A 26,324-nucleotide genomic window follows, 5' to 3' on the forward strand; every position below is an offset into this window, starting at 1 on the left:
CTCAGAACGTCGCGGGCGTGTTGGCACTGACGATCACCGCCTCGACCTCGCCCACGTTGCGGAAACGATGCGGGATGCGGCTCTCGAAGTAGTAGGCCTCGCCGGGGCCGAGCACGCGCACCTGGCTGCCGACGGTGACCTCGACCTGGCCGGCGACGATGACGCCGCCCTCCTCGCCCTCGTGGACGATCATCGCCTCGCCGGTATCGCTGCCCGGCGGCATCACCTCGCGCAGGATGCACATCTGCCGCTGCGGCCGGTGCTGGCCCACCAGGTAGTAGTGGATGTCGTTGTTGCCCACGTCCGGCAGCTCGTCGGCCGTATAGAACGGCTGTTCCGGCTGGCCGGGATCCAGGTCTTGGGTGAAGAAGTCGGCCAGCGAGATCGGGATGCCGTCCAGCACCTTCTTCAGCGAACTGACCGAGGGGCTGACCTTGTTCTGCTCGATCAGGGAGATCGTGCTGTTGGTGACGCCCACGCGGCGGGCCAGCTCGCGCTGGCTGAGGCCCCGGGCCGTGCGTACCCGCTGCAGGCGTGCGCCGATGTCCATCCGCGTAGGTCTGCTCTGCTGCCGGAGGCGCCGGCGTGTTGCGGATACTTTACATGGCACCCCGCCACGGTCAATTTTTTGGCTTAGACTCGGCCCAGCGTTGAATTTATCGAACGGCCCCGCCCCGGTGGCGGCCTGCCCCGAACTCCCGACCGGAGCCTGCGCATGAGCGACGACGCCACCTCCCTTCCCGGCCAGGCCGCGGCCCCGGGACCCGCCACGCCGGCGTCGATGGACGCCTTCTGGATGCCGTTCACCGCCAACCGCCAGTTCAGGCGCACGCCACGCCTGCTGGCCGCGGCCGAGGGCATGTACTACCGCGACGTCGAGGGCCGCCAGATCCTGGATGGCACCGCGGGCCTGTGGTGCTGCAACGCCGGCCATGCGCGCCCGCGCATCGTCGAGGCGATCGCGCGCCAGGCCGCGACCATGGACTTCGCCCCGCACTTCCAGATGGGCTCGCCGCTGCCGTTCGAGCTGGCCGCGCGGCTCAAGGAACTGGCGCCGCGCCCGCTGGACCATGTGTTCTTCACCAACTCCGGCTCCGAGTCGGTCGATACCGCGCTGAAGATCGCCATCGCCTGGCACCGCGCCCGCGGCGAAGGCCAGCGCACCAGGCTGATCGGCCGCGAGAAGGCCTACCACGGCGTCGGCTTCGGCGGCTTCTCGGTCGGCGGCCTGCCCAACAACCGCAAGTGGTTCGGCCCCGGCCTGCCGGGCGTGGACCATATGCGCCACACCCTGGACATCGCCCGCAACGCGTTCTCGCGCGGGCTGCCGGCGCATGGCGTGGAACTGGCCGAGGACCTGGAGCGGCTGGTGCAGCTGCACGATCCATCCACCATCGCCGCGGTGATCGTGGAGCCGATCTCCGGTTCGGCCGGCGTGATCCTGCCGCCGCCGGGCTACCTCAAGCGCCTGCGCGAGATCTGCGACAGGTACGGCATCCTGCTGATCTTCGACGAGGTGATCACCGGCTTCGGCCGCGTCGGCGCGCCATTCGCGGCGCAGCGCTTCGAGGTCACCCCGGACATGATGACCGTGGCCAAGGGCCTGACCTCCGGCTGCGTGCCGATGGGCGCGGTGTTCGTGTCCGACCGCGTGCATGAGGCCTTCATGCAGGGCCCGGAGGGCGCGATCGACCTGTTCCATGGCTACACCTACAGCGGCCATCCGCTGGCCTGCGCCGCCGCCCTGGCCACGCTCGACACCTACGCCGAGGAAGGCCTGCTGGCCCGGGCGCTGGAACTGGAGGACTACTGGGCCGACGGCCTGCACGGCCTGCGTTCCAGCAACCCCGGCATCATCGACATCCGCAACTACGGCCTGATCGGTGCGATCGAGCTTGCGCCGCAGGACGGCGCACCCGGCGCGCGCGGCTACCAGGTGCTGGAGCGGGCGTTCCGCAAAGGCCTGCTGGTGCGCACCACCGGCGACACCATCGCCCTGTCGCCGCCGCTGATCGTCGAACGACAGCACATCGACGACATGTTCTCGATGCTGGGCGAGGTGCTGGCGACGGTCTGACGCCGGCAAGGCTTCCGCAAAGGAGAATTCCATGCTCGTCGGCGTCCCCAGCGAAACCAAGGTCCATGAGTACCGCGTCGGCATCACCCCGGCCGGCGCGCGCGAACTGTCCGCCCACGGCCACCAGGTCCTGGTCCAGCGCGGCGCCGGGCTAGGCGCCGGCCTGGCCGACGAGGCCTACGAGGCTGCCGGCGCGCAGCTGGTCGACGGCGCCGCCGAGGTCTACGGCCGCGCCGAGCTGGTGGTCAAGGTCAAGGAGCCGCAGCCGGACGAGTGCGCGATGCTGCGTGCCGGCCAGGTGCTGTTCGCCTACCTGCACCTGGCGCCGGACCGCGCCCAGGCCGAGGCCCTGCTGGCTTCCGGCGCGACCGCGATCGCCTACGAGACCGTGACCGATGCCGCCGGCGGCCTGCCGCTGCTGGCGCCGATGAGCGAGGTCGCCGGACGCATGGCGATCCAGGCCGGCGCGCATGCGCTGGAGAAGGCGCAGGGCGGCTCGGGCGTGCTGCTCGGCGGCGTGCCCGGCGTGGCCCCGGCCGAGGTGCTGGTACTGGGCGGCGGCACGGTCGGGCTCAACGCCGCGCGCATGGCCATGGGCCTGGGCGCGCGGGTTACCGTGGTCGACCGCTCGATCGAGCGCCTGCGCCAGATCGACGAACTCTACGGCGACCGCATCTCCACCCTCTATTCGGTCCGCGATTCCATCGACGACCGCCTGGCGCGCAGCGACCTGGTGATCGGCGCGGTGCTGGTGCCCGGCGCCGCCGCGCCGCGACTGGTCACGCGCGGACAGCTGAAGCTGATGCGCCCGGGTTCGGTGCTGGTGGACGTGGCCATCGACCAGGGCGGCTGCTTCGAGACCAGCCGACCGACCACGCACGACGCGCCGACCTACGAGGTCGACGGGATCATCCATTACTGCGTGGCCAACATGCCCGGCGCGGTGGCGCGCACCTCCACCTTCGCCCTGGCCAACGCCACCCTGCCGCGGGTGCTGGAGCTTGCCGGCAAGGGCGTCAACCAGGCGCTGGGCGACGACGTGCACCTGCGCAACGGTCTCAACGTGCACGCCGGCCACATCACCCACCGCGCCGTCGCCGACGCGCTGTCGCTCCCCTTCACCCAGGCAGCGGAGGCGCTGGCGTCCTGACGCCACGCCGCCGTCCGCAACGCGCAAGGACCGCCATGACCCGACAGCTCCACCACTACATCGCCGGCCAGGCCCGTCCCGGTGCCGGCGGCCGTAACGGCGAGGTGTTCGACCCGGCCACCGGCCAGGTGACCGCGCAGGTACCGTTGGCCTCCACCGCCGAAGTACGCGCGGCGGTGGACGCGGCACAGGCGGCGTTCCCGGCATGGGCGGCGACCCCGCCGCTGCAGCGGGCACGGGTGATGTTCCGGCTGCGGGCGCTGATCGAGCGCGATGCCGACCAGCTGGCGAAGATGATCACCTCCGAGCACGGCAAGACCCTGTCCGACGCACGCGGCGAGGTCACCCGCGGCATGGAGGTGGTGGAGTTCGCCGCCGGCATCCCGCACCTGCTCAAGGGCGAGTACTCCGCTTCCGTGGGCCGCGACGTGGACAGCTGGAGCGAGCGCATGCCGCTGGGCGTGGTTGCCGGCATCACCCCGTTCAACTTCCCGGTGATGGTACCGCTGTGGATGGCGCCGGTGGCGCTGGCCTGCGGCAACAGCTTCGTGCTCAAGCCTTCGGAGAAGGTGCCTTCGGCCGCGCTGCACCTGGCCGGGCTGCTGGCCGAGGCGGGCCTGCCCGAAGGCGTGTTCAACGTGGTCAACGGTGACCGCGGGACGGTCGAATCGCTGCTGGACGAGCCGCGGGTGCAGGCGCTGTCCTTCGTCGGCTCCACCCCGGTGGCCGCGGCGCTGTACGCGAACGGCAGCGAGCGCGGCAAGCGGGTGCAGGCCCTGGGTGGCGCCAAGAACCACGCCGTGATCCTGCCGGACGCGGACATCGACCAGGCCGCCGACGCCCTGCTCGGTGCGGCCTACGGTTCGGCCGGCGAGCGCTGCATGGCGATCTCGGTGGCGGTGTGCGTGGGCGACCAGGTCGCCGATGCCATGGTCGAGGCCCTGGCCGAACGCGTGCGCAACCTGCGCATCGGCCCCGGCATCGAGGACCCGGACATGGGCCCGCTGGTCGACGCAGCGCACCGTGCCCGGGTGCGCGCCGCGATCGACGCCGGCGTGGCCGACGGCGCCACCCTGGTGGTCGACGGCCGCCGCCATCCCTGCGCCTCGGGCCCGGGCTTCTTCCTCGGCGGCAGCCTGTTCGACCACGTGCAACCTGGCATGCGCCTGTGGCGCGAGGAGATCTTCGGCCCGGTGCTGTGCGTGGTCCGCGTGCCTGACTTCGAGGCCGCGCTGGCGCTGGTCGACAGCCACGAGTACGGAAACGGCACCGCGGTGTTCACCCGCAGCGGCGGAGCGGCACGCGAATACGCGCGGCGCGTCCAGGCCGGCATGGTCGGCATCAACGTCCCGATCCCGGTGCCGATGGCCTTTCACTGCTTCGGCGGCTGGAAGCGCTCGCTGTTCGGCCCGCTGCACATGCACGGGCCGGACGGCGTGCGCTTCTTCACCCGCATGCGCACGATCACGGCGCGCTGGCCGGAAGGCGCGGCCGGGGCGGAGTTCGTGATGCCGACGATGCGCTGAGCGCCCCTCCCCGGCGGGGTGAAGCGACCCGCTTGCGCGCACTGATGCACCTGCCAACGGGCGCCCGCGGCCCATTGGCGCCGGCTCTGGGCGCGAAGCGGGAGCCGGGGGAGAGGGTCGGGAATTGACGGTGCTTGCCCCGACGCAGAGCCGGACTCTCTTGCGCCACTGCGCTGCTGCGAATGGCTGTAAACGCCGGACCCTGCGCAGTTGAAGCGCCCTGCGCCCACAGCGCGCTTTCCACATCGCCAGCCTACCGCCCTCCCCGACCCCTCTCCCGGGGGAGAGGGGCTTGAGCAGACGAGACGCCTCACGAAACCGGCTCTGCGTTGCTTTCGTTTTTTGCTGTTGCTGTTGCCGTTGCTCTGCCCCGCCCGTTATAGCGAGCCGAGCATCGGAGTGCCGGCGGGGGCGTAGAGGCCCGCATGTCTGAGCGCAGCGAGTTTGCGGGCCGTCCCCCGCCGGTGCGAGAAGCGCAGGTTACCGACCGGCGGAGCCGGTCGGGCGAGCGGTTCGGGCTGTGCTTTCTTTTTGGTTACTTTTTCTTTGCACAAGCAAAGAAAAAGTGACTCGCCCAAGCCGCGAAGCGGCTGGCGAAAGCTCTTGCTTTCGAGGCCTCACCTTGTATGGCGAACCTATCAAGCACGGCGCGCCTCCCTGCCCCCTCCTCAACCCCTTCCCCGATGGGGTAGAGGGCTTGAATGCGTACTGCACATCCTCCCCGCTACACTTCCGCGCCATGTGTCGCCGGAATCGGGCATGGCCCCGGTGATGCGATCTCCACGGGAACGGCATGAGCAGCAGCGAGGATCCACGCCAGGCACAACTGCGCCGCATGAAGGCCATCGCCCTGGCGATGCTGCTGGCGATGGTCGCCGGCTTCGTCACCGCCCACGTGATGGGCAACCAGGGGGTGTGGGCCTGGGCGTCGGCATTCTGCGAGGCGGCCACGGTAGGCGCGCTGGCGGACTGGTTCGCGGTGGTGGCGCTGTTCCGCCATCCGCTCGGATTGCCGATCCCGCATACCGCGATCATCCCGCGCAGCAAGGCGCGCATCGCCGACAGCCTGGCCGCGTTCGTGCGCGACCATTTCCTCGAGCCGCAGACCCTGCTGGCGCGACTGGAGGTGTTCGATCCGGCCGAGCGCCTGGGCCAGTGGCTGTCGCGACCGGAGCAGTCCCGAAAGCTGGCCGGCATGGCGCGTGGCTGGGCACTGCAGGCGCTGGACCTGCTGGACGAGCGCGCGGTGCGCGAGCGCATCCGCGAATTCGTGGTCGCGCGGCTGCAGGCGTGGGATGCGTCGGCCACCGCCGGCGACGTGCTGGGCGTGCTCACCGCCGACGGCCGCCACCAGGCCCTGCTGGACGAGGCCCTGCGCCGGCTCGGGCGCTACCTGGACAGCGGGGACATCAAGCAGCGCGCCTCGGGCATGCTGGTCAAGCATGCGCGGCGCGAGTGGCCGCGGCTGGTCGGCACGGTGGACTGGGTCAAGCCGGTCGAAGGCATCGCCGACAGCCTGGCCGAACGCATCGCCCACGCCCTGCTGGACGAACTCAACGAGATCCTGTCCCAGCCCGACCACCCGATGCGGCGCGACTACGAGCAGTGGCTGCAGTCCTACGTGCAGCGCCTGCGCGACGATCCCAGGGTCGGCGCGCGGGTCGAGAAGATCAAGCAGGAGTTGATCGGCCACGCCAGCGTGCAGGAATACGTCAGCGGGCTGTGGGACCACATCCACACGGCGCTGCGCCACGACCTGGAACGCGAGGACGGCGTGCTGGCCGCGAACCTCGAAAGCTCGCTGGCAGGACTGGGCGCGGCACTGGGGCGCGATCCGGAGCTGCGCGCGGCAATCAACCAGCACGTGATGGGCGGCGCCGAGAAGCTGGCGCTGCGCCTGCGCGGCGGGGTGACCGACTACATCGCCCAGACCGTCAAGGGCTGGGACGAACGCCACCTGGTGCGCGAGCTGGAACTGGGCGTGGGCCGCGACCTGCAATACATCCGCTACAACGGCACCCTGGTGGGCGGGCTGATCGGACTGCTGCTGCATGCGGTGATCGTGTGGCTGGAGACCTAGGGCGCGCCTCGTAGCCCGGGTAAACGGAGCGCACCCGGGGACCGGGGGCAATTGATTGGCCGTACTGAACCCCGGATGCGGCCTGCGCCCGCATCCGGGCGACGCGCTGCTGCATGCGGTGATCGTGTGGCTGGAGACCCAGGGCGCCCTTCGTAGCCCGGGTAAGCGGATCGCACCCCGGGGCCCGCGGCATGTGAGTGACCAGACCATCCCCGGATGCGGCCCTGGCCTTGTCCGGACCAGGCGCATGATTCTCCAGCCAGCCCGTTCGTCCGGATGCGCTGGTCGCCGCCCCACCCTGCCCCACCCCAGTGGCGGAGGGAAGATTGAGAAGACCCCCTCAAGTATCCGGCGCCCCGGCCGATAGGCCGAACAGGGCCCAATGCGGCTTGCCAACAGGGGACGAAAAATGACGACCGCACGACCGACCGTGCTGCTTTGCGACGACTCGCGCGCCCTGCGCATGCTGGCGGCCAGCCAGCTGGAAGAGGCCGGGTTCCGGGTCGTGGGCGAGGCCGGCAACGGCCACGAGGCCCAGGCCCAGTACCGCGCGCTCAAGCCGGACGTGGTCCTGCTGGACCTGGTGATGCCCGAATGCGATGGCCGCCAGGCCCTGGCCGGGATCCTCGAGCACGATCCGCAGGCGAAGGTGGTGATCCTCAGCTCGCTCGGTGCCCAGAGCGACATCGAGCACTGCCTGCGCAGCGGTGCCCGCTCCTACCTGCAGAAGCCGATCGATCCGGAAGTCATGGAGCGCGTGCTCCGTGAAGTCCTGGCCTGATCCGGCCCGCCTCCCGAACCACGGAGCACCACCAATGGCAGTCAAATTCCTGGGCCAGTTCCTGCTGGAACGTGGCCTGATCACGCCGGCGCAGCTGCTGGCGGCCACCGAGGCGCAGCGCGCGTCCAATCCCCTGCTGGGCGAACTGGCCGTGCGCCAGGGCCTGCTGAGCGAGGCGCAGGCGCGCCGGATCAACGAGCGCCAGCGCGCCGAGGATCGCCGCTTCGGCGACATCGCGCTGGAGCTGGGCCTGCTCGACACGCCCGAGATCGAGGCCCTGCTGGACGCGCAGAAGGCCGGACGCAAGCTGTTCGGCCAGGTGCTGGTCGAACAGGGCGTGCTTGATGCCGAAACACTGGAGAAGGCGCTGGTCGAGCACCGCGCCGAGCAGCAGGCCGGCAACCAGGAGCTGGCCGCGACCCTGGCCGGTCACCCGCTGGGCGAGCTGGCGCAGGAGACCACCGACCTGTGCATGCGCCTGTTCCCGCGCATGCTGGCCACCCAGGTGCAGCCGGCGGGACTGGCCGATACGGTAGCGACCGCGACCTGGCCGTACACCGCGCACGTGCGCATCAGCGGCGAGCGCAGCCTGCGGGTGGGCCTGTCGTGCGACCGCGCCACCCTGCAGACCCTGGCCTGCGCCTTCCTGCGCGTGCCGACCGAGCAGTGCGACAGCGAGCTTGCGGCCGATGCGCTGGGCGAGATCGTCAACGTGCTGATGGGCTACGTGGTGCGCAACACCCTGAGCGAGGACGCGGACTACCGCGCCACGCCCCCGGACTTCACCCGTACCGCGGCCACCCTGGTGGACGAGGGCGCGCTGGCGGTGCAGCTCAACAGCCAGCTGGGACCGCTGCTGCTGCTGGTCGGGGAGTAATCCGCGGTCCCGTGCGCGTCCGGAGCACGAATCCGGACGATCGCAACGGGAGCCACCGGGTCCCCGCTCTGGCGGGGACGAAGTCCGGATCGGGAAACCAGCGAACCATCAGCGACGTCGTCCCGGCGGCTGCAAACCGGAAGCCGGCGACCCTGCTTGTGGCTTTCGCGCCTGCGCAGGAAGCCGTTCCGCGGCCCGCGTCTCTCCGGGCCGCTCTTTCTTTACTGGGCTCAGGCGTGGGTCAGGCGCCAGGCGCGGTGGATGCGGGCATTGCGCTCGAAGTCCGGCGGGATGGTCGAGGCGCTGATCTCCTCGCACTCGGCGAACTGGGCCACCGCCTCGGTATCCAGGCGGAAACGGCGGAAGTTGTTGGAGAAGTACAGCACCCCGCCCTGTGCCAGCCGCGCCATCGCAGCGCGCAGCAGCCGCACGTGCTCGCGCTGGACGTCGAAGTCGTCCGCGCGCGCGGAGTTGGAGAAGGTCGGCGGGTCGCAGAAGATCACGTCGTACCAGCCGCGGTCGGCCTCCAGCCAGGTCAGCGCGTCGCCCTGTACCAGGCGGTGCGAGGTACCACCGAGGCCGTTGAGCGCGAGGTTGTCGGCGCACCACTGCAGGTAGGTGCCGGACAGGTCCACGCTGGTGGTCTGCGCCGCGCCGGCCACAGCCGCCTGCACGCTGGCCACGCCGGTGTAGCAGAACAGGTTGAGGAAGCGCCGGCCCTTGGCCTCCTTGGCCATGCGCCGGCGCAGCGGGCGGTGGTCGAGGAACAGGCCGGTGTCCAGGTACTCGAACAGGTTCACCCACAGCCGCGCGCCGTTCTCGCGCACCACGAAGCGCTCGCCGTGCTGGTCGAAGCGGCCGTACTTGGAACCGCCCTTGCCGCGTTCGCGGGTCTTCAGCGCGACCCGCTCGGCCGGCACGTCGAAGCTGGCGCGCGCCGCGGACAGCAGCTCGCCACGGCGGCGGCGCACGTCGGCCTCGGGGATCTCCTTCGGCGGCGCGTATTCCTGCACGTGCAGGAAGGTGCGCTGCTCGCCGCCATCCTCGGCATAAACGTCGATCGCCGCCGCGTACTCGGGGATGTCGGCATCGTAGGCACGGAAGCAGGTCACGCCCTCGCCGCTGCGCCAGTTCTTCAGCTTGCGCAGGTTGCGCTGGATCCGGTTGGCGACCATCCGTGCGCCCTCGGACAGCTCGCGTGGCGCGCTGTCGCGCTGCGGCACCTGCACCGGGTCGCACACCACCAGCGCGCACTCGAGCGCGCCGTTGAACAGCTGGTACTTCTTCGCCGCGCGCAGGCCGGTGGCATGTGCCAGTTCAGCGTCGCCGCACAGCAGGCTGGCGCGCCACTGCGGCACCGCCCGCTGCAGGGCCTGGCCGATGCGCCGGTACAGCGCGGCATCGGCGGCCAGGCGGCGGTCGTAGGGCGGGTTGCATACCACCAGGCCGCGTCCGGCGGCCTGCGGCGGCAGCGCATCGATATCGCGCACCTGCAGTTCGATCGCGGCGGCAACGCCGGCGCGCATGGCGTTGTCGCGGGCCGCCTCGATCGCGCGCGGATCCAGGTCGCTGCCATGGAACACCGGGCGCAGCGCGGCCAGGCCGGCCTGCGCGCGCTCGCGCGCCTCGGCCACCAGCGCGTTCCAGCCGGCCAGGTCGAAGCCGCGCCAGCGCGAGGGCGGCGATGCCTCGTCGGTGAACGGCGGCGCCAGCTTGCCGCGGGCCACGGCCCAGGGATCGTCGGCCAGCTCCGGCTCTCCGCCCGCAGCAGTCTCCAGCGCGGCCTGCATGCGGCCCAGGCCGGGTGCGACGTCGGCGGCCATCAGCGCGCCTTCGACCAGCAGCGTGCCGCTGCCGCACATCGGATCCAGCAACGCGCCGCCTTCGGCGTACATCTTCGGCCAGCCACCCCGCAGCAGCACGGCCGCGGCGAGGTTCTCCTTCAGCGGCGCCTCGTGCTGCGAGCTGCGCCAGCCGCGCCGGTGCAGCGCACCCCCACCCAGGTCCACCGACAGCGTGGCCCTGCCCTTGCGCAGCGACAGGTTCAGGCGCAGGTCCGGCGCATCCACGTCGACCGAGGGACGCTCCAGGCCTTCGGCGCGGAACACATCGACCACCGCGTCCTTGACCCGCTGCGCGGCAAAGCGCGCATGGGTGATCGCGTCACCCGACACGTGCGCGTCCACGGCCAGGGTGTGGCCCTCGGCCAGGTGTTCGGTCCACGGCACGGCGGCGGCCCCGTCGTACAGCGCCTGCTCGTCCGGGCAGTCGAAGCTGGCCAGCGGCCACAACACGCGGCTGGCCAGGCGCGACCACAGCACGGCACGCTGCGCATCGGCCAGGCTGCCCTCGGCATTGGCGCCGGCGCTGGCGGCGGTGGCGCGGCTGGCGCCCAGCGCGACCAGCTCGTCGGCAAGCAGGTACTCCAGGCCCTTGGCGCAGGAAACGAAGAACTTCATCGGGAAGCGGACTCGCGGTCAGGGCCGCCCGGCCGCGGGGCGGCTGTCGGGCATCGGCATGGATGCGAATGGTCGGCCATCGGGCGCGGCGGCGCCAGCCCGGCGGGCATGGCGGCGTTCACCATTGGGCGACGACCCAGCCTTCCGGACCGGCCTGCAGGCGCGTATCCAGGCCCAGCCGGTCGAGGAAGGCATCCTCGTGCGAGACCACCACCCGCGCGCCGGGATAGCCACGCAGCACCTCTTCAAGGGCCTCCTTCGAGGCCAGGTCGAGGTGGTTGTCCGGCTCCTCGAGCAGGAGCAGCTGCGGCGGTCAGGCGGCATCGAGCACGCAGGCCAGGGCCGCCTTCAGCCGCTCGCCGCCACTGGGCGATGCCGCCGAGGTGGCGATCCGCGCCGCGCCCAGGCCCATCAGGGCCAGTCGCGTGCGCAGGTACGCCACGGCCTCGTCCGGCGCGGGCGTGCCGGGCTGAACCGACACGACCGCGGCCGTGCGGGCACCTAGCAGCTTGTTGAAATTCTCCCGCGCCAGAGCTTGCTTTCAAGCCCTCTGTTTGCGATATCGACCTCAGCCATAGTGGAGGGCGTGGGATGCGCGGTGCAGACGTCACTCAGGAATCGTTGTTCACGGTCGCCAAGCTCGCCGACTTCGTCCCGGCGGACCATCCGCTCCGATCCATTCGGGAGCTGGCCGATGAGGCGCTCAGGCGCATGAGCGGCCTGTTTTCGGCGCTGTACGCCGATACCGGCCGCGCCTCCATCGCGCCGGAGAAACTGATGCGGGCGCAGCTGCTGCAGCTGTTCTACTCGATCCGGAGCGAGCGGATGCTGATGGAGCAGCTCCACTACAACCTGCTGTTCCGCTGGTTCGTCGGTATCGCGATCGACGAGCCGGTCTGGGATCACTCCGTGTTCTCGAAGAACCGGGATCGCTTGAACGGAAACGAGGTGGCGAGCGAGTTTCTGGCCGAGGTGGTGCGGTTGGCGGAAAAGCGGGGCCTGATGTCGGACGAGCATTTCTCGGTCGACGGCACGCTGCTGCAGGCGTGGGCCTCGCACAAGAGCTTCCGTCCCAAGGATGGGACGCCGAAGGACCCACCGGGTGGTGGGCATCGCAACGCCCAGCCTGATTTCAAGGGTCAGAAGCGTCGCAACGACACGCACGAATCGGCCAGCGATCCGGACGCCAGGCTTTACCGCAAGGGCAATACCGGGGCGCAGCTGAGCTACCAGGCCCATGTGCTCATGGAGCATCGCAGCGGCCTGGTGCGTGCAGCGTGTGTCACGCAGGCCAGCGGCCATGGTGAGCGTGACGCGGCGTTGGCGATGCTTGGTTCGCTGCGCGGCCGACGACGGCGCACGCTGGCCGCGGACAAGGGGTACGACACGGCGGACTTCGTCGCGGGCTGTCGGGCCATGGGTATCACCCCGCACGTTGCGCAGAACACCTCGCACCGCCGCAGCGCCATCGATGGCCGCACTACCCGACACGCCGGGTATGCGATCAGCCTGCGGACGCGCGCCTGGATCGAAACGCACTTCGGATGGCTCAAGGCGGCTGCCGGAATGCGTCAGGTCAAGCAGCGCGGCCTTACGAAGGTCGAGGCGCTGTTTCAGCTGGCGATGGCGGCGAGCAACCTCGTCCGCCTGCCGAAGCTGATTGCCGCGGGGGCCGCGTGATGGCGGCCCCGGCGGGGAAGGTGCGCCTGGAAGCCCGAAAGCGGGCTTGTTTCAGAGCGCGGGACGCGCTTGCGGAGCGCTTGAGCAGCGAGAAATCCGCGCTGCCGACCGAGTCGGGGGCTTCGCCGGGTCGAATTTCAACAGGCTGCTAGAGGGTTTCCAGCAGTTCGGCGAAGGCGCGCGCGGTGGCGTCCACGTGCGCGGACAGACGATGGCTGTCGTCCAGCAGCAGCAGCCGCGCCGAACGCGCGCGCGCCCACTCGATGACGTCCATCGCCGGGATGATCTCGTCGTGCCAGGCGTGCACCACCGAGGTCTGCACCGCGGCGGCATCCAGCCCCGGCATCGGCCCCATTTTCACCGGCGGCACCATCAGGAACAGCGCGCGCGTGGGCACCTGCAGCGAGGCCGTCGCCGAGACGTAGGCGCCCAGGCTGGAACCGGCAAGCACCACCGGTCCGCCACGCTCGGCCGCGCGCGTGGCGAGCCCGACCAGGCGCTGCAGGCGCGCCGGCACGTCGCCGACGCGGCTGATGTCGCTGCGCGCATCCAGGTCGGTGTAGTCCGGGCGTTCGGTGGTGAAGCCCAGGGCCTCGGCCGCTTCGGCCAGGGCGGTGACCTTGGTCGCGTCCGGGCCGCTCTCGAAACCGTGGGAGAGGATGCAGTGGCCACGGCTCACGCCGGGTCCTCCGCCAGCGCCTCGACCGCATCGCCCAGGCGCAGGGTGCCCCCGGAGACGATGCGCGCGCACAGGCCGCCATGGCCGCGCATCGCATTGAAGCCGCCCGGGCCCAGCGCCTCCTCCATGCGCGAGCATGGATCGCAGGGTGCGGTGCCTTCCAGCACCACCTCGCCGATGCGGAAGCGTCGGCCCTTGAGCGCGACCAGCGGGATCCCGGACACCACCAGGTTGCGGCGCAGGGTTGCCGGGGCGAGCGCGTCGTGCCCGGCCAGGGCCGCGATCGCCGGCAGGTGCTCGGCCTGGATCAGGGTCACGTCGCGCTTTCCGCTGCCGCCCTTGTAACGGTCGCCGGACAGGCCGGCGCCGACCGCCGCCTCGACGCTGTCGACCTCGCGCATGGCCGCGCCGCGGGCCGGACGCAAGCCGATCCATTCCACCCGGCCGGCGCGCGGCAGGGTCGACATCAGTAGCCCCAGCGGGCTGTCCGCGGGAGGTCGGGAGGGTGCAGGCATGCGCGGATGCTAGCATCCCGGCCCATGCCGCCCCTGCCCCCGCCGACCGTGATCGACCAGCCCCTGCCCTACGTGGAACGGCTCGCGCGGCGCCTCCCGGGGCAGGTCGACCTGGTCGTGGTCCACTGCACCGAGCTGCCGGACCTTGCCACCGCGCGCGAGTACGGCGAGCGCGTGCTCTACGCCAGCGGCACCGGCAACAGCGGCCATTACTACGTGGACCGCGACGGCACGGTGCTGCGCTACGTGCCCGAGGACCGCATCGCCCACCACGTGCGTGGCTGGAACGAGCGCGCCATCGGCATCGAACTGGTCAACCGCGGCCGCTGGCCGGACTGGCTGGACTCGCGCCGCCAGGCCATGGACGAACCCTATCCGGAGGCGCAGGTCCGGGCCCTTGTCGCGTTGCTGCGGCAGCTGGCCCTGGACCTGCCTGCACTGCGCTACATCACCGGCCACGAGGACCTGGACCGCGAACAGGTACCGGCCAGCGACGATCCGGCGCTGCGGGTGCAGCGCAAGCTCGACCCCGGCCCGCGCTTCCCGTGGGAGCAGGTGCTGGCCGCGATCCCGCTTCGACGCCTGCCCGATCCGCCGCCCGCCGCGCCTTGAACGCAGGTTCCTGCGGCCCCGCCCGTTGCCGCTGACGTTGCAGGGGCCGCAAGCGGCCAGCCGTATAATCGCCAGTCCTCCCGAACAACTGGCCTGCCCGTGTCCGCTGTCCTTGGCCCCGTGGTTTCCGAACTGATCGACCTGCTCGCCCTGGAACGGCTGGAGGACAACCTCTTCCGCGGCCAGAGCCGGGACATCGGTACCCGCTACGTGTTCGGCGGACAGGTGCTGGGCCAGGCGCTGGCCGCCGCCCAGGCCACGATCGACAACGGCCGCCAGGTGCATTCGCTGCACGCCTATTTCCTGCGCGCCGGCGATATCGAACATCCGATCGTCTACGACGTGGACCGCACCCGCGACGGCGGCAGCTTCTCGGTGCGCCGGGTCACCGCGATCCAGCACGGCAAGGTGATCTTCTTCTGCGCCGCCTCCTTCCAGGACGGCGAGACCGGCGCCGAGCACCAGCTGAAGATGCCCGAGGTGCCGCAGCCGGAGGACATCTCCCCGGCCGATCCGGTGCCGCCGGACGTGATGGCCACCCTGCCGACCAAGGTCCAGCGCTGGCTGTCGCGCGGCGGTCCGTTCGAGTTCCGCCACGTATATCCGCGCGACGAGCTCAACCCGCCCAAGCGCCCGCCCTACCAGCAGGTCTGGTTCCGCCTGCGCGAGAACGTCGGCGACATCCCGGCCGAACTGCACCAGGCGCTGCTGGCGTATGCCTCGGACTTCCACCTGCTGGGCACGGCGACCTTCCCGCACGGGATCAGCTACTACACGCCCAACGTGCAGATGGCCTCGCTCGACCACGCGCTGTGGTTCCACCGCCCGTTCCGTGCCGACGACTGGCTGCTGTACTCGCTCGACAGCCCCAGCAGCCAGGCTTCGCGGGGGCTCGCCCGCGGACAGATCTTCGACCGCCAGGGCCGGCTGGTCGCCAGCACCGCCCAGGAAGGCCTGATCCGCGTAGTGCCCGACAGCGATGCCGCGCGCGCCGTGCCGGCCCAGGAGTAAGCCATGCGCCAGATCTTCACCAGCCAGCGCCTGGAAACCGTCGAAGGCGTGGCCAGGTTGCTGGAGGACGCCGGAATCCCGGTGCACATCAGCCAGCCGCGCTCCTACCGCAGCCGCCGCAGCGGACAGTTCAGCTATGCCGAGCCGACCGCGATGAACAAGCAGCCGGCAGTGTGGGTGCGCATTCCCGAGGACCAGCCGCGTGCGCGCGAACTGCTGCGCCAGCACGGCCTGCTGGCCACCACCCGCTCGTACTCCGACCTGCCGCCTTCGGCGGTCGGACCGATGGAACTGCCCGGCGACAAGCCGGCCGGCAACCGCTGGGCCTGGCGCGTGCGCATCGGCCTGCTGGCGGTGATCGCCGCGGTGGCGGTGATCATCTGGCTGCGTCGCCCGGCGCCGGTCGAGGCACCGCCTGCAGTCGAAGCAGCTCCCCAGACGCAGGGCGGCGGGGAGGAAGAGGTGCGCTTCCGCATCTCCCCCACCCCGCCGGCCAGTGACGCCCCCGCGGGGACGCCGGATCAGGCACCGCGCTAGGCGCGCGGCTTACTTCTTCGCCGCAGCCTCGGCGCCGTGGCCGCGATGGCCACCGCGCTCACCGCGCTCGCCACGCTTGGCCTTGGCCGCATCCAGCTCGGCCTGGCTCAGCTTGCCATCGCCGTCGGTGTCGACGCGCTTGAACCACGCTTCGCGGCGCGACTTGGCCATCGCTTCGCGGTCGGCCTTGTCGATGAAGCCGTCCTTGTTCACGTCCATCCGCTCGAAGTGGCTGGTAGCCGCCGCCAGGGCCTCGGCCTTGCTGATGCGGCCGTCCTTGTCGGTATCGGCACCCGGGCCGGCGAAGCCGAAGCCACCGAAGCCGTGGCCGCCGCGGCCACCATGGCGGCCTGGGTGCTTCATGCGCGGCAGTTCGTCGCGCTGCAGCTTGCCGTCCTTGTTGCGGTCCAGCTCGTCGAAGCGCTCGGCCAGGCGCGGATGCGCCGCGGCCTCGGTACGATCGACCACGCCGTCCTTGTTGGCGTCCAGCGACACGCGCGGCTTGGCCTGGGCGGCGGGGGCCGCGGTGTCCTGGGCCATGGCGGCCCCGGCGGTGACGGCCAGCAGCGCGGCGGCGATCAGGTAAGGGGTCTTGTTCACGTGTTTGTCTCCAGGTAAAGGCGTGACGTGATGGCCACGGAGGGGAAAACGCCCCTGCGTCCCTGGCCGTTGACCCCGCCGCCGGCCGTGTTCAGGAACCAGCCGGTTAGCGCCACCGCGCGCATCCACGGCGCTATGCTGCATGCACACGTCGACCGCGATGCCATGGGCCACGACACCACTCCCGCCGAAGACCTGCGCCTGTACCAGACCGGCGGGCACCCGTGTGGCTACTGGCCCGACCGCGAGGCACGCGACCTGGTGCTGGATCCGCGCGACCCGCGACTGGGCCTGGTCTATCCGCGCGCACTGGAGTGGGGATTCCGCCGCTCCGGCGACATCGTCTACCGCCCCTACTGCGCCGGTTGCCGTGCCTGCGTGGCGGTGCGCATCCCGGTGGACCGCTTCCAGCCCGACCGCAGCCAGCGCCGCTGCCTGCGCCACAACGCCGACGTCAGCGCGCGCATCGTCCCGGCGCAGCGCACCGACGAGCATTTCGACCTCTACCAGCGCTACCTGCGCGCGCGCCATCGCGACGGTGGCATGGACGACCACGGCACCGCCGAGTTCGACCAGTTCCTGGTCGGCGCGTGGTCGGATACGCGCTTCCTCGAGCTGCGGCTGGCGCCCACGCCCGGCTCCACCGGCCCGGGAAGATTGCTGGCGGTCGCGGTGACCGATCGCGCGCCACACGGGCTGTCCGCGGTCTACACCTTCTACGAACCGGAAGAAGCCGCGCGCGGCCTGGGCACGCTGGGCATCCTGCGGCAGCTGGAATGGGCGCGGCGCGAGGGCCTGCAGCACCTGTACCTGGGCTACTGGATCGACGGCCACGACAAGATGGACTACAAGCGCCGCTTCCGTCCGCTGGAAGCGTTCAACGGACGCGGATGGCTGCCGTTCCCGGACTGAGGCGCGGAGGCGTGCGAAGATCCGCGCATGCGAACCGTCCTCCCGATCATTCCGCTGCTGGCCGCGATGCTGAGCGCCTGTTCCACCCCGGCCCCGGTAGCCGCCGACGAGCCGCGCGACGACGCGCCGCTGCGCGTTGCCACCTACAACGTCTCCCTTTACGACGACCAGGCCGGCGGCCTGGTCGCGCGCCTGCAGGGCGGCGACGCGGGCGCGCGCAAGGTCGCGGCGGTGCTGCAGCGGGTGCGTCCGGACCTGGTGCTGGTCAACGAGTTCGACCATGACGAGGCTGGCCGCGCGGCCGACCTGTTCCAGCGCGAATACCTCGAGCAGGCCCAGCCCGGCGGCGGCGAGCCGCTGCACTATCCCTACCGCTACCTGGCCCCGGTCAACACCGGCGCGCCCAGCGGACTGGACCTGGACCGCAATGGCACGATCGGTGGCGAAGGCCGGGCGCGCGGCAACGATGCCTGGGGCTACGGCCTGCACCCGGGCCAGTACGGGATGCTGGTGCTGTCGCGGCATCCGATCGATGCCGATGCGGTGCGCAGCTTCCAGCTGCTGCGCTGGAGCACGATGCCCGGCGCGCGCCGGCCGATCGATCCGGCCACCGGCAAGCCCTGGCACGACGATGCGGTGTGGGCACAGCTGCGGCTGTCGTCCAAGTCGCACTGGGACGTTCCGGTGCGCACGCCGCAAGGCACCGTGCACTTCCTGGTCTCGCATCCGACCCCGCCGGTGTTCGATGGTCCGGAAGACCGCAACGGCGCGCGCAATGCCGACGAGATCGAGCTTTGGCGCCACTACATCTCCGGCGGCGATGACGCCTGGCTGTGCGACGACGCCGGCCGCTGCGGTGGCCTGGCCGAGGGCGAGCGCTTCGTGGTCGCCGGCGACCTCAACAACGATCCTGCCGATGGCGATGGCCACCACGAGGCCATCCTCGGGCTGCTCGAACATCCGCGCGTGCTGCGCATGGCCACGCCGCGCTCCGAGGGCGGTGCGGAGAAGGCGCGCGCCTATGCCGCGGCCGGACTCAGGCGCGTCGGCGCACCGGAGCACGTGACCGGCGACTTCGGCCCGCGCTCGGGCACGATGCGGCTGGACTACGTGATCCCCTCCACCGGCTTCGAGGCCATCGGCAGCGGGGTGTTCTGGCCAGCCTCGACCGACCCGGCCGCGGCGATCGCAGATGGCAGCGACCACCACCTGGTATGGGTCGACCTGGCCGCTCGTCGGGACGTCGGCGGCGATTGATCCTGATCAAAAGGGCTGCGGATGGCGCGTGATGCAATTCGCGCCATGAACGCCATCCCCCTCCATCACAACCCGCGCGCCGCCCAGATCCGGCAGACCCTGGAAGACCTCAACGGCTCCAGCGCCGACATCGAAGCCTCCGCGCTCGTCTCCATCGACGGCCTGCTGATCGACGCCGCCATGCCGCAGGGCATGGACGAGGACCGCATCGGCGCCATGTCCGCCGCCCTGCTCTCCCTCGGCGAGCGCACCGCGCGCGAGCTCGGCCGCGGGCGCCTCGAGCGCGTCCTGGTCCAGGGCGAGCATGGCTACGTGATCATGACCGCCGCCGGCGAAGAGGCGGTGTTGACCGTGCTGACCCGTGCCGAGGTCAAGCTCGGCCTGGCCTTCCTCGACATCAAGCGGGCCGCCCAGGTCCTCGGCCGCATCGTCTGAGGGTCGCCGATGAGCCGCCTCCCGGACATGAGCCCGCCGACCGGCCCGCACCAGCGCGCCGTGCATACCTGCCATGACGGCACCAGCCGCACCGTCTACTGGACCGACGAGGAAGTGCCGTATCCGGACGGGCGCCTGATCGTCTCGCGTACCGGCCTGGACGGCGTGATCACCCACGCCAACGAGGCCTTCGTCGAACTCAGCGGCTACAGCCGCGAGGAGCTGATCGGCGCCCCGCACAGCATCCTGCGCCACCCGGACATGCCGCGCGCCGCCTTCGCCGACCTGTGGGACACGCTGAAGGCCGGCCGCAAGTGGCACGGCTACGTCAAGAACCTGCGCAAGGACGGCAAGCACTACTGGGTCTACGCCACCGCCCTGCCCAACGTGCGCGAGGGCCGCGTGGTCGGCTACACCTCGGTGCGGCGCAAACCTTCGCGCCGCGCGATCGAGGAGGTGCTGCCGCTCTACCGCGACTGGCTCAGGCAGGAAGCGGCGGAGGCGTGCGCATGACCCTCAACCTGCTGGTCGCCCCCGACTTCGCGCCGGAGAACTTCCCCGGCTGGTACATGCTGGCGACCCTGCTGCAGCACCGCTCCGGCACCCGCCTGCACCTGCTGATGCCGGCCGATGCACGCGAGCAGGCGCAGATGCTGGCCGATGGCCTGGCCGACCTGGTCTACGCCAATCCGTTCGACGCCACCGCGATGATCCGCGACCAGGGCTACCGGGCCTTCGCGCGGCCGAAGGCGCATTCCAACGAGATGGTGATCGCCACCGCCGCGGCGTCCCCGGCCGACCACGTCGAGGACCTGCGCCCCGGCTGCCGCATCGCCGTGACCGACAACCGTGACGTGCGCCTGGTCGGCCTGCGCCTGCTGGAACCGGCCGACCTCACCGAACACGACATCCAGTGGGAGCCGGCCAGCAGCTACCAGGCCGCCGCGCGCATGACCCTCAACGGCCAGGTCGATGCCGGCTTCTTCCTCGCCTCGGCCTACCACGCCCTCGCCCGCATCACCCGCGAGCGGCTGAAGGTGCTGGTGGAGAGCAGGCTGCGCGATATCAGCCACGTGCTGCTGGCGCATCCGCGCGTGGCCGACGCGGACCTCGCGCCGCTGGCGCAGGCCCTGCTCGCGGTCGATCCGGCCGATACCGGCGACGCCCAGGTACTGCAGGCGCTGGGCCTGCCCGCCGGGTTCGAACCGATGGAACGCGAGGACGCGGAATTCATGATCGACCTGATGGACACCCTGCTGGACTGACATGAGCGCCGCCCTGACCGCACGCCGCGAATTCCGCGAACGCACCCGCGCCGTGGCCCGCGCGCCGCAGGACGCGGCCGCGCACCTGGCGCGGCTGCAGGCGGCGCTGCAGCTGGGCGACACCGAGCCGGTGCAGGGCGCGCTGGCCGACCTGTTCGTGGCCCTGCCGCGCACCGACACCGCGCTGCGCCAGGCCGCGCTGCACCTGGCCAGCGGGCGCCTGGCGCCCTACGTGTCCGAAGCCTTCGCCCGCCACGCACACGGCCACGTGCTGCCGCCGACGACCGCCCTGGCCACGCGCTGGAGCGTGTTCGCCCAGCCCTCGGCCGACGTGCCGGCGCGGGTGCGCCGCGCCAGCCCGGACCATTCGCGGCGGCTGGCGACCCGGGTGGTGGAAGCACTGCTGGACGGCGACCCGCTGCAGGCGGCGCGGATCGAGCACGACTTCCTCGACCACTGCCTCTCCTGCCAGGACAAGTACGCCTTCATGCTCGCCAGCCGCGACCTGCGGCGCCACGAGATCGCCGTGGGCGACCGCTGGGAACGGGTCGCCGACTGGCTGGAACAGCACGCGGCCATCGGTGACCGCGCCGAAGTGCCCTCCCCACGCAACGGAAGCCCATGAGCCTGGACCTCGTCGACCCGACCACCACCGACATCCCCGCCGATGCGGCGGCGATGTGGCTGCTGCCGACCCCGCGCGGTGCGCTGCACGGCTTCTCCTCGCCCGAGCCGGGCCCCTCGCAGCGCGCGGTGCAGGCGTTGCTCTGCGGCCAGCAGGCGATGCCGCTGGCGAGCTGGCGCCAGGAACAGGACCGCAGCGGCCGCATGCTGCAGCAGCTGCAGGAAAAGCAGTGGGTGCAGGTGCTGCGCCGCCAGGTGCCGGCACCGGACGTGCGCCTGGGCGACTTCGCCCAGCACGTGATCGCGCCGCTGTCAGGCGAGCGCCGCGCGGTACTGGCTTCGGACAGCGGCTTCTGCCTGGGCCATTCCGGCCTGGACCAGGAACTGGCCGAAACCCTCAGCGCCGCCGCGGCCGACTACTCGGCCTTCGCCGCGCGCCAGGCCAGGCGCGGCTGGGCCGGCGCGCAGCGGGTGGCGTTCCACTCCGACCCGGACATGCTGCTGCCTGAGTGGTCGTTCATCCCCCTGTGGATCGATGGCAGCGGCTACTGGCTGCTGCTGGCCGGCGAGCCGCTGCTCAACAACCTCGCGATGGTCGAGCTGGTGTGGAGCATCCGCCTGGCCGGCGCCCGCTTCGCCGCACCGCTCTGACCCGCCGCTGCCCGCTCAGGGCAGCAGTTCGATCCCGATCGCCGCGGCGGCATCGCGCGCCGTCGCGCGCGCCTGCCCGATGTCCTCGCCGCGGGCGAGGGTGACACCCACCCGGCGCTGGCCTTCCACCTTCGGCTTGCCGAACAGGCGCAGCGCCGTGTCCGGCGCAGCCAGCGCCCCATCGATCCCGGAGAACACCGGCACGCCGTGGCCGCTGGCCAGCAGCGCGCAGGACGCGCTGGGCCCGTGTTGGCGGATCACCGGCACCGGCAGGCCGAGGATGGCGCGCGCGTGCAGCGCGAACTGCGACAGGTCCTGCGAGACCAGGGTGACCAGGCCGGTGTCGTGCGGCCGCGGCGACACTTCCGAGAACCACACCTCGTCGCCCTTCACGAACAGCTCCACGCCGAACACGCCCCAGCCACCGAGGTCGTCGGTGATCGTGCGCGCGATCTCCCGCGCACGCTCCAGCGCGCGCGGCGACATCGGCTGCGGCTGCCAGCTCTCGCGGTAGTCGCCATCACGCTGCAGGTGGCCGACCGGCTCGCAGAAGTCGGTGCCGCCGGCATGGCGCACGGTCAGCAGGGTGATCTCGTAGTCGAAGTCGATGAAGCCCTCGACGATGCAGCGGCCGGCACCGGCGCGGCCGCCGGTCTGCGCGTATTCCCAGGCCGCCTCGACCTGCGACTCCTCGCGCACCGTGCTCTGGCCCTTGCCCGAGGACGACATCACCGGCTTGACCACGCACGGCAGGCCGACCACGGCGATCGCCTCGCGGTACTCCTCCAGCGTGTCGACGAAACGGTAGGGCGAGGTCGGCAGGCCCAGGGTCTCGGCGGCCAGGCGGCGGATGCCCTCGCGGTCCATGGTCAGGCGCGCGGCGCGCGCGGTCGGCACCACCTTCTGGCCATGCTCGGTCTCCAGCTGCACCAGGGTCTCGGTATGGATGGCCTCGATCTCCGGCACCACCAGGTCCGGCTTCTCCTTCGCGATCAGCTCGCGCAGGGCGAAGGTGTCGAGCATGTCCAGCACGTGGCTGCGGTGGGCGACCTGCATGGCCGGGGCATCGGCGTAGCGGTCCGCGGCGATCACCTCCGCGCCCAGGCGCTGCAGCTCGATCGCCACTTCCTTGCCCAGTTCGCCCGAGCCGAGCAGCAGGACGCGGGTGGCGTGGGGGGACAGCGGGGTTCCGATACGGACCATGGGCAGGCTTCGCAGGGCAACGGGGCCTTCATTGTATTCGGCCTCCCTTTCCTGCCGGCGGGGATCCCCTCTTGCACCGGCGTATACGGGTGCAGCGCGGACGAGGTTCGGTGCCACTGCTGGCCACCACCCTCTCCGCCCCTCCCTGCTCTCTCCCACGCAAGACCGGCTGACGAATGCCCTATTGACGATTGATATCGTTTTGATATCAGATAGACCCGTCACCTGGAGAGAGACCATGAAAGAGCGTCCGATCAATTCCCTGCCTGGCATTCCCGTGGTGCTGGCCGGCTTCGTCATCGCCCTGGCCACGTTCTGGCTGTTCATCTCCGGGGTAGGCGGCCACGGCGCGCCGGCCGACCCGGTCCGCCTGGCCGGCTCGGTCATCGGCCTGGCCGCGACCCTTGCGGCGTTCACCGGCCTGTACACGATCCAGCCCAACCAGGCCGCGGTCCTGAGCCTGTTCGGCAAGTACGTGGGCACGGTCAAGGAAGCCGGCCTGCGCTGGAACAACCCCTTCTATTCCAAGCGCAAGGTCAGCCAGCGCGTGCGCAACTTCGAGAGCGGCAAGCTCAAGGTCAACGACCTGGACGGCAGCCCGATCGAGATCGCCGCGGTGATCGTGTGGCAGGTGGTCGATGCTTCCGAGGCGGTGTTCAACGTCGACGACTACGAGAGCTTCGTCCACATCCAGTCCGAGGCGGCGCTGCGAGCGATGGCCTCCAGCTATCCCTACGACCAGCACGACGAGGGCCAGATCGCGCTGCGCAGCCATCCGCAGGAAATCTCCGAGCACCTGCAGGCGCAGATCGCCGAGCGCCTGGGCACGGCCGGCGTCGAGGTGATCGAGGCACGCATCAGCCACCTGGCCTACGCCCCGGAGATCGCCCAGGCGATGCTTCAGCGGCAGCAGGCCAACGCGGTGATCGCCGCCCGCACCCGGATCGTCGCCGGCGCGGTGGGCATGGTCGAGATGGCCCTGGCCGAGCTGCAGAAGAACGACGTCGTCCAGCTGGACGAGGAGCGCAAGGCGCAGATGGTCAGCAACCTGCTGGTCGTGCTGTGCGGCGACCGCGGCACCCAGCCGATCGTCAACGCCGGTTCGCTGTACTGAGGTCGATGCGATGAACGTGGTTGCCGCCCTGGTCGTCGCCATCACCGGACTCCCCGCGCTGTGCGTGGCCGCCTGGTACGCCCGTTACGACGACGCCCACGCGCGGGGCCTGGCCCTGCGCTGGGCGCTGATGGGGCTGGTCATCCTGCTGGGCGCCGTCGGCCTGTACTTCGCCGGCGACAGCAAGGGCGCCGCCACCACGGTGGCGCTGGTGATGGTGCTGGCCGTCAACGTGCTGGTGGTATCGACCGTCCTGTACATGCGCCGGGGGCGCCCGGGACCATGACCGAACGCAAGGCGTTCCAGCTGCGCATCAGTGCCGAGATCCTGGCGGCGACCCAGCGCTGGGCGGACGACGAGCTGCGCAGCCTCAACGCCCAGATCGAGTACGTGCTGCGCGATGCGCTGCGCAAGGCAGGCCGGCTGCAGAAGCCGGACGGACAGAACCCGGAGGATGAGCCATGAGCACCACGCAATGGAGGTACCTGGCGGTCGAACTGAAGACCGGCATGCTGGGCGGCTACAAGGTGGAGCAGCTGCAGGAGGAGATGGACCGCCACGGCCGTCTTGGCTGGGAACTGGTCAACGTGATCCATTCCACGCCCACCGTCGCCTCGCCGGTACTGGTGTTCAAGCGGCCGGCCTGACCGAAGGACAACGCCATGTTGCATGTCGTCCGCCTGATCGAGCGCCGCGCGGGCCGCCCCGCTTCCCGCGTGGCGCCCGTGCTGGCTCTGGCTTCCGCCCTCGCCCTCGCCGCCGGCCTGCTGCTGGCGCGCTGACAAGGATCCGCGCATGACCCGCACCGTCGCGTCCGGAGCCGAGTTCGAGGTCAGCCCGCCCACGGCGCGCACGCTGTGGGTGCTGCCCGCCATCTGGGTCGCACTGGTGGCCGCGGTGTTCGCCCTGCGCGGCGAGGCGCTGCTGCAGCCGGATCCGTCCCGCACGGTGCCGGCGTGGCTGGTGATGATGTTCGCCATCGCCCTGGCGGTCGTCGGCCCGCTGGTCCTGCTGCGCTACCGGCGCATACGCATCCGCGGCCGCCAGCTGTGGGTCCGGGCCGGCGGCCTGTTCACCCAGAAGGTCCCGCTGGAAATGCTGGACCTGGAACACGCGCGCATCGTCGACCTGGACGAGCACACCGACCTGAAGCCGAGCGTGCGCCTCTGGGGCATGGGCCTGCCCGGCTTCCGCGCCGGCCACTACCTGCTGCGCAACCGCGCCCGCGCCTTCTGCCTGCTCACCCGCAACGAACGGGTGGTGGTACTGCCGCGTCGCGACGGCCGCTACGTCCTGCTGAGCCCGGAACGCCCGCAGGACCTGCTGGCGCGACTGCACGAGGCCGCCGGCGCCCAGCGCTGACACGCCAGGCGGGGATCGGGGTGGCGGCGACGCCGGCGCCGGCCTAGGCTTGCAGCCATGCACCTGCCTCCCCAGCCCCTGCGCACCCGCCTGGTCAACACCGGGCATATCGAACTATGGCCTGCCTGCCTGCTGCGCGCACGCGGCAACACCGACGCCCGCGCCATCGCCCAGTCCCACACCGTGCTGCGGCGCAAGCGCGACGGCCGTTACCTGGCCACGGTGCGCGACGAGGGCGTGCTGGCGCTGGTGCCGAGGCTGGCGCGCGAGCCGGGCATCGACGAGGCGCTGGACGCACTGGCCGCGGACGAGGCGCACCCCGGTCGCGGCCCGCTGCCGCCACCGGGCTTCCTGCCGCTTGAACGCCTGCAGCAGCGCCTGGCCGCTCTGGGCATCGACGCCGAAGCCTACGAGTCACGCACCGGCCTGGAGCCGCTGCCCGAACCCGAATGGCTGGCCTTCGCCGGTCGCGACCGCTGGCAGCGACCACTGTGGCTGCTGCCCGGCGCTGCCCGCGCCTGGCTGGCGATGCGCCGCGCCGCCGGGGCCGACGGCGTGGCGCTGGAAGCCATCTCCGGCTACCGCAGCCACGATTACCAGCTGGGCATCTTCGAGCGGAAGCTGGCGCGCGGGCAGACGCTGGACCGGATCCTCACGGTCAACGCGGCTCCCGGCTACAGCGAGCACCACGACGGCAGGGCGCTGGACATCGGCACGCCTGGCGAACCGCCGGCCGAGGAATCGTTCGAGTCCACCGCCGCCTTCGCCTGGCTGCAGGCCCATGCCGCGGCCTTCGGCTTCCGCATGAGCTATCCGCGCGACAACCCGCACGGCATCGTCTACGAACCCTGGCACTGGCGCTTCCACGGCGATGCCGGCGCGGCCGCCTGAGCCAGGACGTCGCCGCTTCATCGGAG

32 protein-coding genes are annotated in these 26,324 nt (G+C 71.1%); 24 read left to right on the forward strand and 8 right to left on the reverse strand.

Annotated elements, in window-relative coordinates:
- Window position 1: 1 nt before the first annotated feature.
- Entirely contained in the window at window positions 2-550 is a 549-nt protein-coding gene (locus tag PSESU_RS10625) for a cupin domain-containing protein (protein WP_013535775.1), read from the reverse strand.
- Window positions 551-781: 231 nt separating this feature from the next.
- On the opposite strand from PSESU_RS10625, the gene PSESU_RS10630 reads away from it, so the two are divergent.
- The 7 genes from PSESU_RS10630 to PSESU_RS10655 all read left to right on the forward strand — a co-directional run bounded on the left by PSESU_RS10630 (window position 782) and on the right by PSESU_RS10655 (window position 8,491).
- A complete protein-coding gene (locus tag PSESU_RS10630) occupies window positions 782-2,077 on the forward strand; it encodes an aspartate aminotransferase family protein (RefSeq protein ID WP_162145841.1) in 1,296 nt (431 codons plus the stop codon).
- Window positions 2,078-2,108: 31 nt separating this feature from the next.
- Window positions 2,109-3,227, forward strand: coding sequence for an alanine dehydrogenase (gene ald / locus PSESU_RS10635; protein WP_013535777.1), 1,119 nt, complete (start codon window positions 2,109-2,111; stop codon window positions 3,225-3,227).
- 35 nt (window positions 3,228-3,262) lie between these two features.
- Window positions 3,263-4,753 (forward strand): CoA-acylating methylmalonate-semialdehyde dehydrogenase, encoded by a 1,491-nt coding sequence (locus PSESU_RS10640; protein ID WP_013535778.1) that lies wholly within the window; start codon window positions 3,263-3,265, stop codon window positions 4,751-4,753.
- A 425-nt stretch (window positions 4,754-5,178) separates the two neighbouring features.
- Complete coding sequence (locus PSESU_RS16425; RefSeq protein WP_203415159.1) at window positions 5,179-5,322, forward strand: hypothetical protein; 144 nt, start codon at window positions 5,179-5,181, stop codon at window positions 5,320-5,322.
- A gap of 224 nt (window positions 5,323-5,546) precedes the next feature.
- Window positions 5,547-6,833, forward strand: coding sequence for a DUF445 domain-containing protein (locus PSESU_RS10645; protein ID WP_013535779.1), 1,287 nt, complete (start codon window positions 5,547-5,549; stop codon window positions 6,831-6,833).
- Between the two features lie 409 nt (window positions 6,834-7,242).
- The gene (locus tag PSESU_RS10650; protein WP_013535780.1) at window positions 7,243-7,614 is read left to right on the forward strand and encodes a response regulator; all 372 of its coding nucleotides are present in this window, start codon (window positions 7,243-7,245) and stop codon (window positions 7,612-7,614) included.
- Window positions 7,615-7,648: 34 nt separating this feature from the next.
- Entirely contained in the window at window positions 7,649-8,491 is an 843-nt protein-coding gene (locus PSESU_RS10655) for a chemotaxis protein CheX (protein ID WP_013535781.1), read from the forward strand.
- Between the two features lie 230 nt (window positions 8,492-8,721).
- Here the strand turns inward: PSESU_RS10655 and rlmKL are convergent, their stop codons facing one another.
- The 3 genes from rlmKL to PSESU_RS16640 all read right to left on the reverse strand — a co-directional run bounded on the left by rlmKL (window position 8,722) and on the right by PSESU_RS16640 (window position 11,431).
- The gene (gene rlmKL / locus PSESU_RS10660) at window positions 8,722-10,950 is read right to left on the reverse strand and encodes a bifunctional 23S rRNA (guanine(2069)-N(7))-methyltransferase RlmK/23S rRNA (guanine(2445)-N(2))-methyltransferase RlmL (RefSeq protein WP_013535782.1); all 2,229 of its coding nucleotides are present in this window, start codon (window positions 10,948-10,950) and stop codon (window positions 8,722-8,724) included.
- Between the two features lie 118 nt (window positions 10,951-11,068).
- On the reverse strand, window positions 11,069-11,191 hold the full coding sequence (locus tag PSESU_RS16635; protein WP_428992101.1) for a hypothetical protein: 123 nt from the start codon (window positions 11,189-11,191) through the stop codon (window positions 11,069-11,071).
- Between the two features lie 72 nt (window positions 11,192-11,263).
- Complete coding sequence (locus PSESU_RS16640; protein WP_155942762.1) at window positions 11,264-11,431, reverse strand: hypothetical protein; 168 nt, start codon at window positions 11,429-11,431, stop codon at window positions 11,264-11,266.
- Window positions 11,432-11,541: 110 nt separating this feature from the next.
- Between PSESU_RS16640 and PSESU_RS10665 the strand changes: the two genes are divergently transcribed.
- A complete protein-coding gene (locus tag PSESU_RS10665) occupies window positions 11,542-12,630 on the forward strand; it encodes an IS5 family transposase (RefSeq protein ID WP_013535305.1) in 1,089 nt (362 codons plus the stop codon).
- 148 nt (window positions 12,631-12,778) lie between these two features.
- Here the strand turns inward: PSESU_RS10665 and PSESU_RS10670 are convergent, their stop codons facing one another.
- Window positions 12,779-13,309, reverse strand: coding sequence for a hypothetical protein (locus tag PSESU_RS10670; protein ID WP_013535783.1), 531 nt, complete (start codon window positions 13,307-13,309; stop codon window positions 12,779-12,781).
- Entirely contained in the window at window positions 13,306-13,824 is a 519-nt protein-coding gene (locus PSESU_RS10675) for an MOSC domain-containing protein (RefSeq protein ID WP_013535784.1), read from the reverse strand. The genes PSESU_RS10670 and PSESU_RS10675 overlap by 4 nt, the downstream gene beginning before the upstream one ends.
- A 24-nt stretch (window positions 13,825-13,848) precedes the next feature.
- On the opposite strand from PSESU_RS10675, the gene PSESU_RS10680 reads away from it, so the two are divergent.
- The 3 genes from PSESU_RS10680 (at window position 13,849) to PSESU_RS10690 (ending at window position 15,984) form a co-directional block, all read left to right on the forward strand.
- A complete protein-coding gene (locus tag PSESU_RS10680; protein WP_013535785.1) occupies window positions 13,849-14,436 on the forward strand; it encodes an N-acetylmuramoyl-L-alanine amidase in 588 nt (195 codons plus the stop codon).
- Between the two features lie 99 nt (window positions 14,437-14,535).
- Window positions 14,536-15,447, forward strand: coding sequence for an acyl-CoA thioesterase II (gene tesB, locus PSESU_RS10685; protein ID WP_013535786.1), 912 nt, complete (start codon window positions 14,536-14,538; stop codon window positions 15,445-15,447).
- A gap of 3 nt (window positions 15,448-15,450) precedes the next feature.
- Complete coding sequence (locus PSESU_RS10690) at window positions 15,451-15,984, forward strand: hypothetical protein (RefSeq protein ID WP_013535787.1); 534 nt, start codon at window positions 15,451-15,453, stop codon at window positions 15,982-15,984.
- A 9-nt stretch (window positions 15,985-15,993) separates the two neighbouring features.
- Here the strand turns inward: PSESU_RS10690 and PSESU_RS10695 are convergent, their stop codons facing one another.
- Window positions 15,994-16,584, reverse strand: coding sequence for an EF-hand domain-containing protein (locus PSESU_RS10695; RefSeq protein WP_013535788.1), 591 nt, complete (start codon window positions 16,582-16,584; stop codon window positions 15,994-15,996).
- Between the two features lie 30 nt (window positions 16,585-16,614).
- Between PSESU_RS10695 and PSESU_RS10700 the strand changes: the two genes are divergently transcribed.
- Genes PSESU_RS10700 through PSESU_RS10730 form a run of 7 tightly spaced genes read left to right on the forward strand, consistent with a single transcriptional unit; the run spans window position 16,615 to window position 21,728 of the window.
- Window positions 16,615-17,496, forward strand: coding sequence for an arginyltransferase (locus PSESU_RS10700; protein WP_013535789.1), 882 nt, complete (start codon window positions 16,615-16,617; stop codon window positions 17,494-17,496).
- Window positions 17,497-17,523: 27 nt separating this feature from the next.
- A complete protein-coding gene (locus PSESU_RS10705; protein WP_013535790.1) occupies window positions 17,524-18,753 on the forward strand; it encodes an endonuclease/exonuclease/phosphatase family protein in 1,230 nt (409 codons plus the stop codon).
- Window positions 18,754-18,798: 45 nt separating this feature from the next.
- The gene (locus tag PSESU_RS10710) at window positions 18,799-19,188 is read left to right on the forward strand and encodes a roadblock/LC7 domain-containing protein (RefSeq protein WP_049782336.1); all 390 of its coding nucleotides are present in this window, start codon (window positions 18,799-18,801) and stop codon (window positions 19,186-19,188) included.
- A gap of 9 nt (window positions 19,189-19,197) precedes the next feature.
- A complete protein-coding gene (locus tag PSESU_RS10715; protein WP_013535792.1) occupies window positions 19,198-19,701 on the forward strand; it encodes a PAS domain-containing protein in 504 nt (167 codons plus the stop codon).
- Window positions 19,698-20,453 carry a PhnD/SsuA/transferrin family substrate-binding protein gene (locus PSESU_RS10720; protein ID WP_013535793.1) on the forward strand — a complete coding sequence of 252 codons (756 nt, stop codon included), beginning with the start codon at window positions 19,698-19,700 and terminating at the stop codon, window positions 20,451-20,453. Before PSESU_RS10715 ends, PSESU_RS10720 begins: the two co-directional genes overlap by 4 nt.
- Window position 20,454: 1 nt before the next feature.
- Window positions 20,455-21,078 (forward strand): hypothetical protein, encoded by a 624-nt coding sequence (locus PSESU_RS10725; protein WP_013535794.1) that lies wholly within the window; start codon window positions 20,455-20,457, stop codon window positions 21,076-21,078.
- Window positions 21,075-21,728 carry a hypothetical protein gene (locus PSESU_RS10730; RefSeq protein WP_013535795.1) on the forward strand — a complete coding sequence of 218 codons (654 nt, stop codon included), beginning with the start codon at window positions 21,075-21,077 and terminating at the stop codon, window positions 21,726-21,728. The genes PSESU_RS10725 and PSESU_RS10730 overlap by 4 nt, the downstream gene beginning before the upstream one ends.
- Window positions 21,729-21,743: 15 nt before the next feature.
- Here the strand turns inward: PSESU_RS10730 and purT are convergent, their stop codons facing one another.
- Window positions 21,744-22,931: a formate-dependent phosphoribosylglycinamide formyltransferase gene (purT, locus tag PSESU_RS10735; RefSeq protein WP_013535796.1), complete on the reverse strand. Its 1,188-nt coding sequence runs from the start codon at window positions 22,929-22,931 to the stop codon at window positions 21,744-21,746.
- A 238-nt stretch (window positions 22,932-23,169) separates the two neighbouring features.
- Here purT and PSESU_RS10740 point away from each other — a divergent pair, with 238 nt between their 5' ends.
- From PSESU_RS10740 to PSESU_RS10765, 6 genes are all read left to right on the forward strand, one after another.
- Window positions 23,170-24,045 carry an SPFH domain-containing protein gene (locus PSESU_RS10740; RefSeq protein WP_013535797.1) on the forward strand — a complete coding sequence of 292 codons (876 nt, stop codon included), beginning with the start codon at window positions 23,170-23,172 and terminating at the stop codon, window positions 24,043-24,045.
- Window positions 24,046-24,055: 10 nt separating this feature from the next.
- The gene (locus tag PSESU_RS10745; protein WP_013535798.1) at window positions 24,056-24,331 is read left to right on the forward strand and encodes a hypothetical protein; all 276 of its coding nucleotides are present in this window, start codon (window positions 24,056-24,058) and stop codon (window positions 24,329-24,331) included.
- A complete protein-coding gene (locus PSESU_RS10750; RefSeq protein WP_013535799.1) occupies window positions 24,328-24,510 on the forward strand; it encodes an Arc family DNA-binding protein in 183 nt (60 codons plus the stop codon). Before PSESU_RS10745 ends, PSESU_RS10750 begins: the two co-directional genes overlap by 4 nt.
- Entirely contained in the window at window positions 24,507-24,692 is a 186-nt protein-coding gene (locus PSESU_RS10755) for a DUF4177 domain-containing protein (RefSeq protein WP_013535800.1), read from the forward strand. The genes PSESU_RS10750 and PSESU_RS10755 overlap by 4 nt, the downstream gene beginning before the upstream one ends.
- A gap of 148 nt (window positions 24,693-24,840) precedes the next feature.
- Window positions 24,841-25,407, forward strand: coding sequence for a PH domain-containing protein (locus PSESU_RS10760; protein ID WP_013535802.1), 567 nt, complete (start codon window positions 24,841-24,843; stop codon window positions 25,405-25,407).
- Window positions 25,408-25,464: 57 nt separating this feature from the next.
- Entirely contained in the window at window positions 25,465-26,298 is an 834-nt protein-coding gene (locus tag PSESU_RS10765; RefSeq protein WP_013535803.1) for a M15 family metallopeptidase, read from the forward strand.
- Window positions 26,299-26,324: the final 26 nt, after the last annotated feature.

Origin of the sequence: Pseudoxanthomonas suwonensis 11-1, assembly GCF_000185965.1 — a bacterium.
Classification (GTDB): domain Bacteria; phylum Pseudomonadota; class Gammaproteobacteria; order Xanthomonadales; family Xanthomonadaceae; genus Pseudoxanthomonas; species Pseudoxanthomonas suwonensis_A.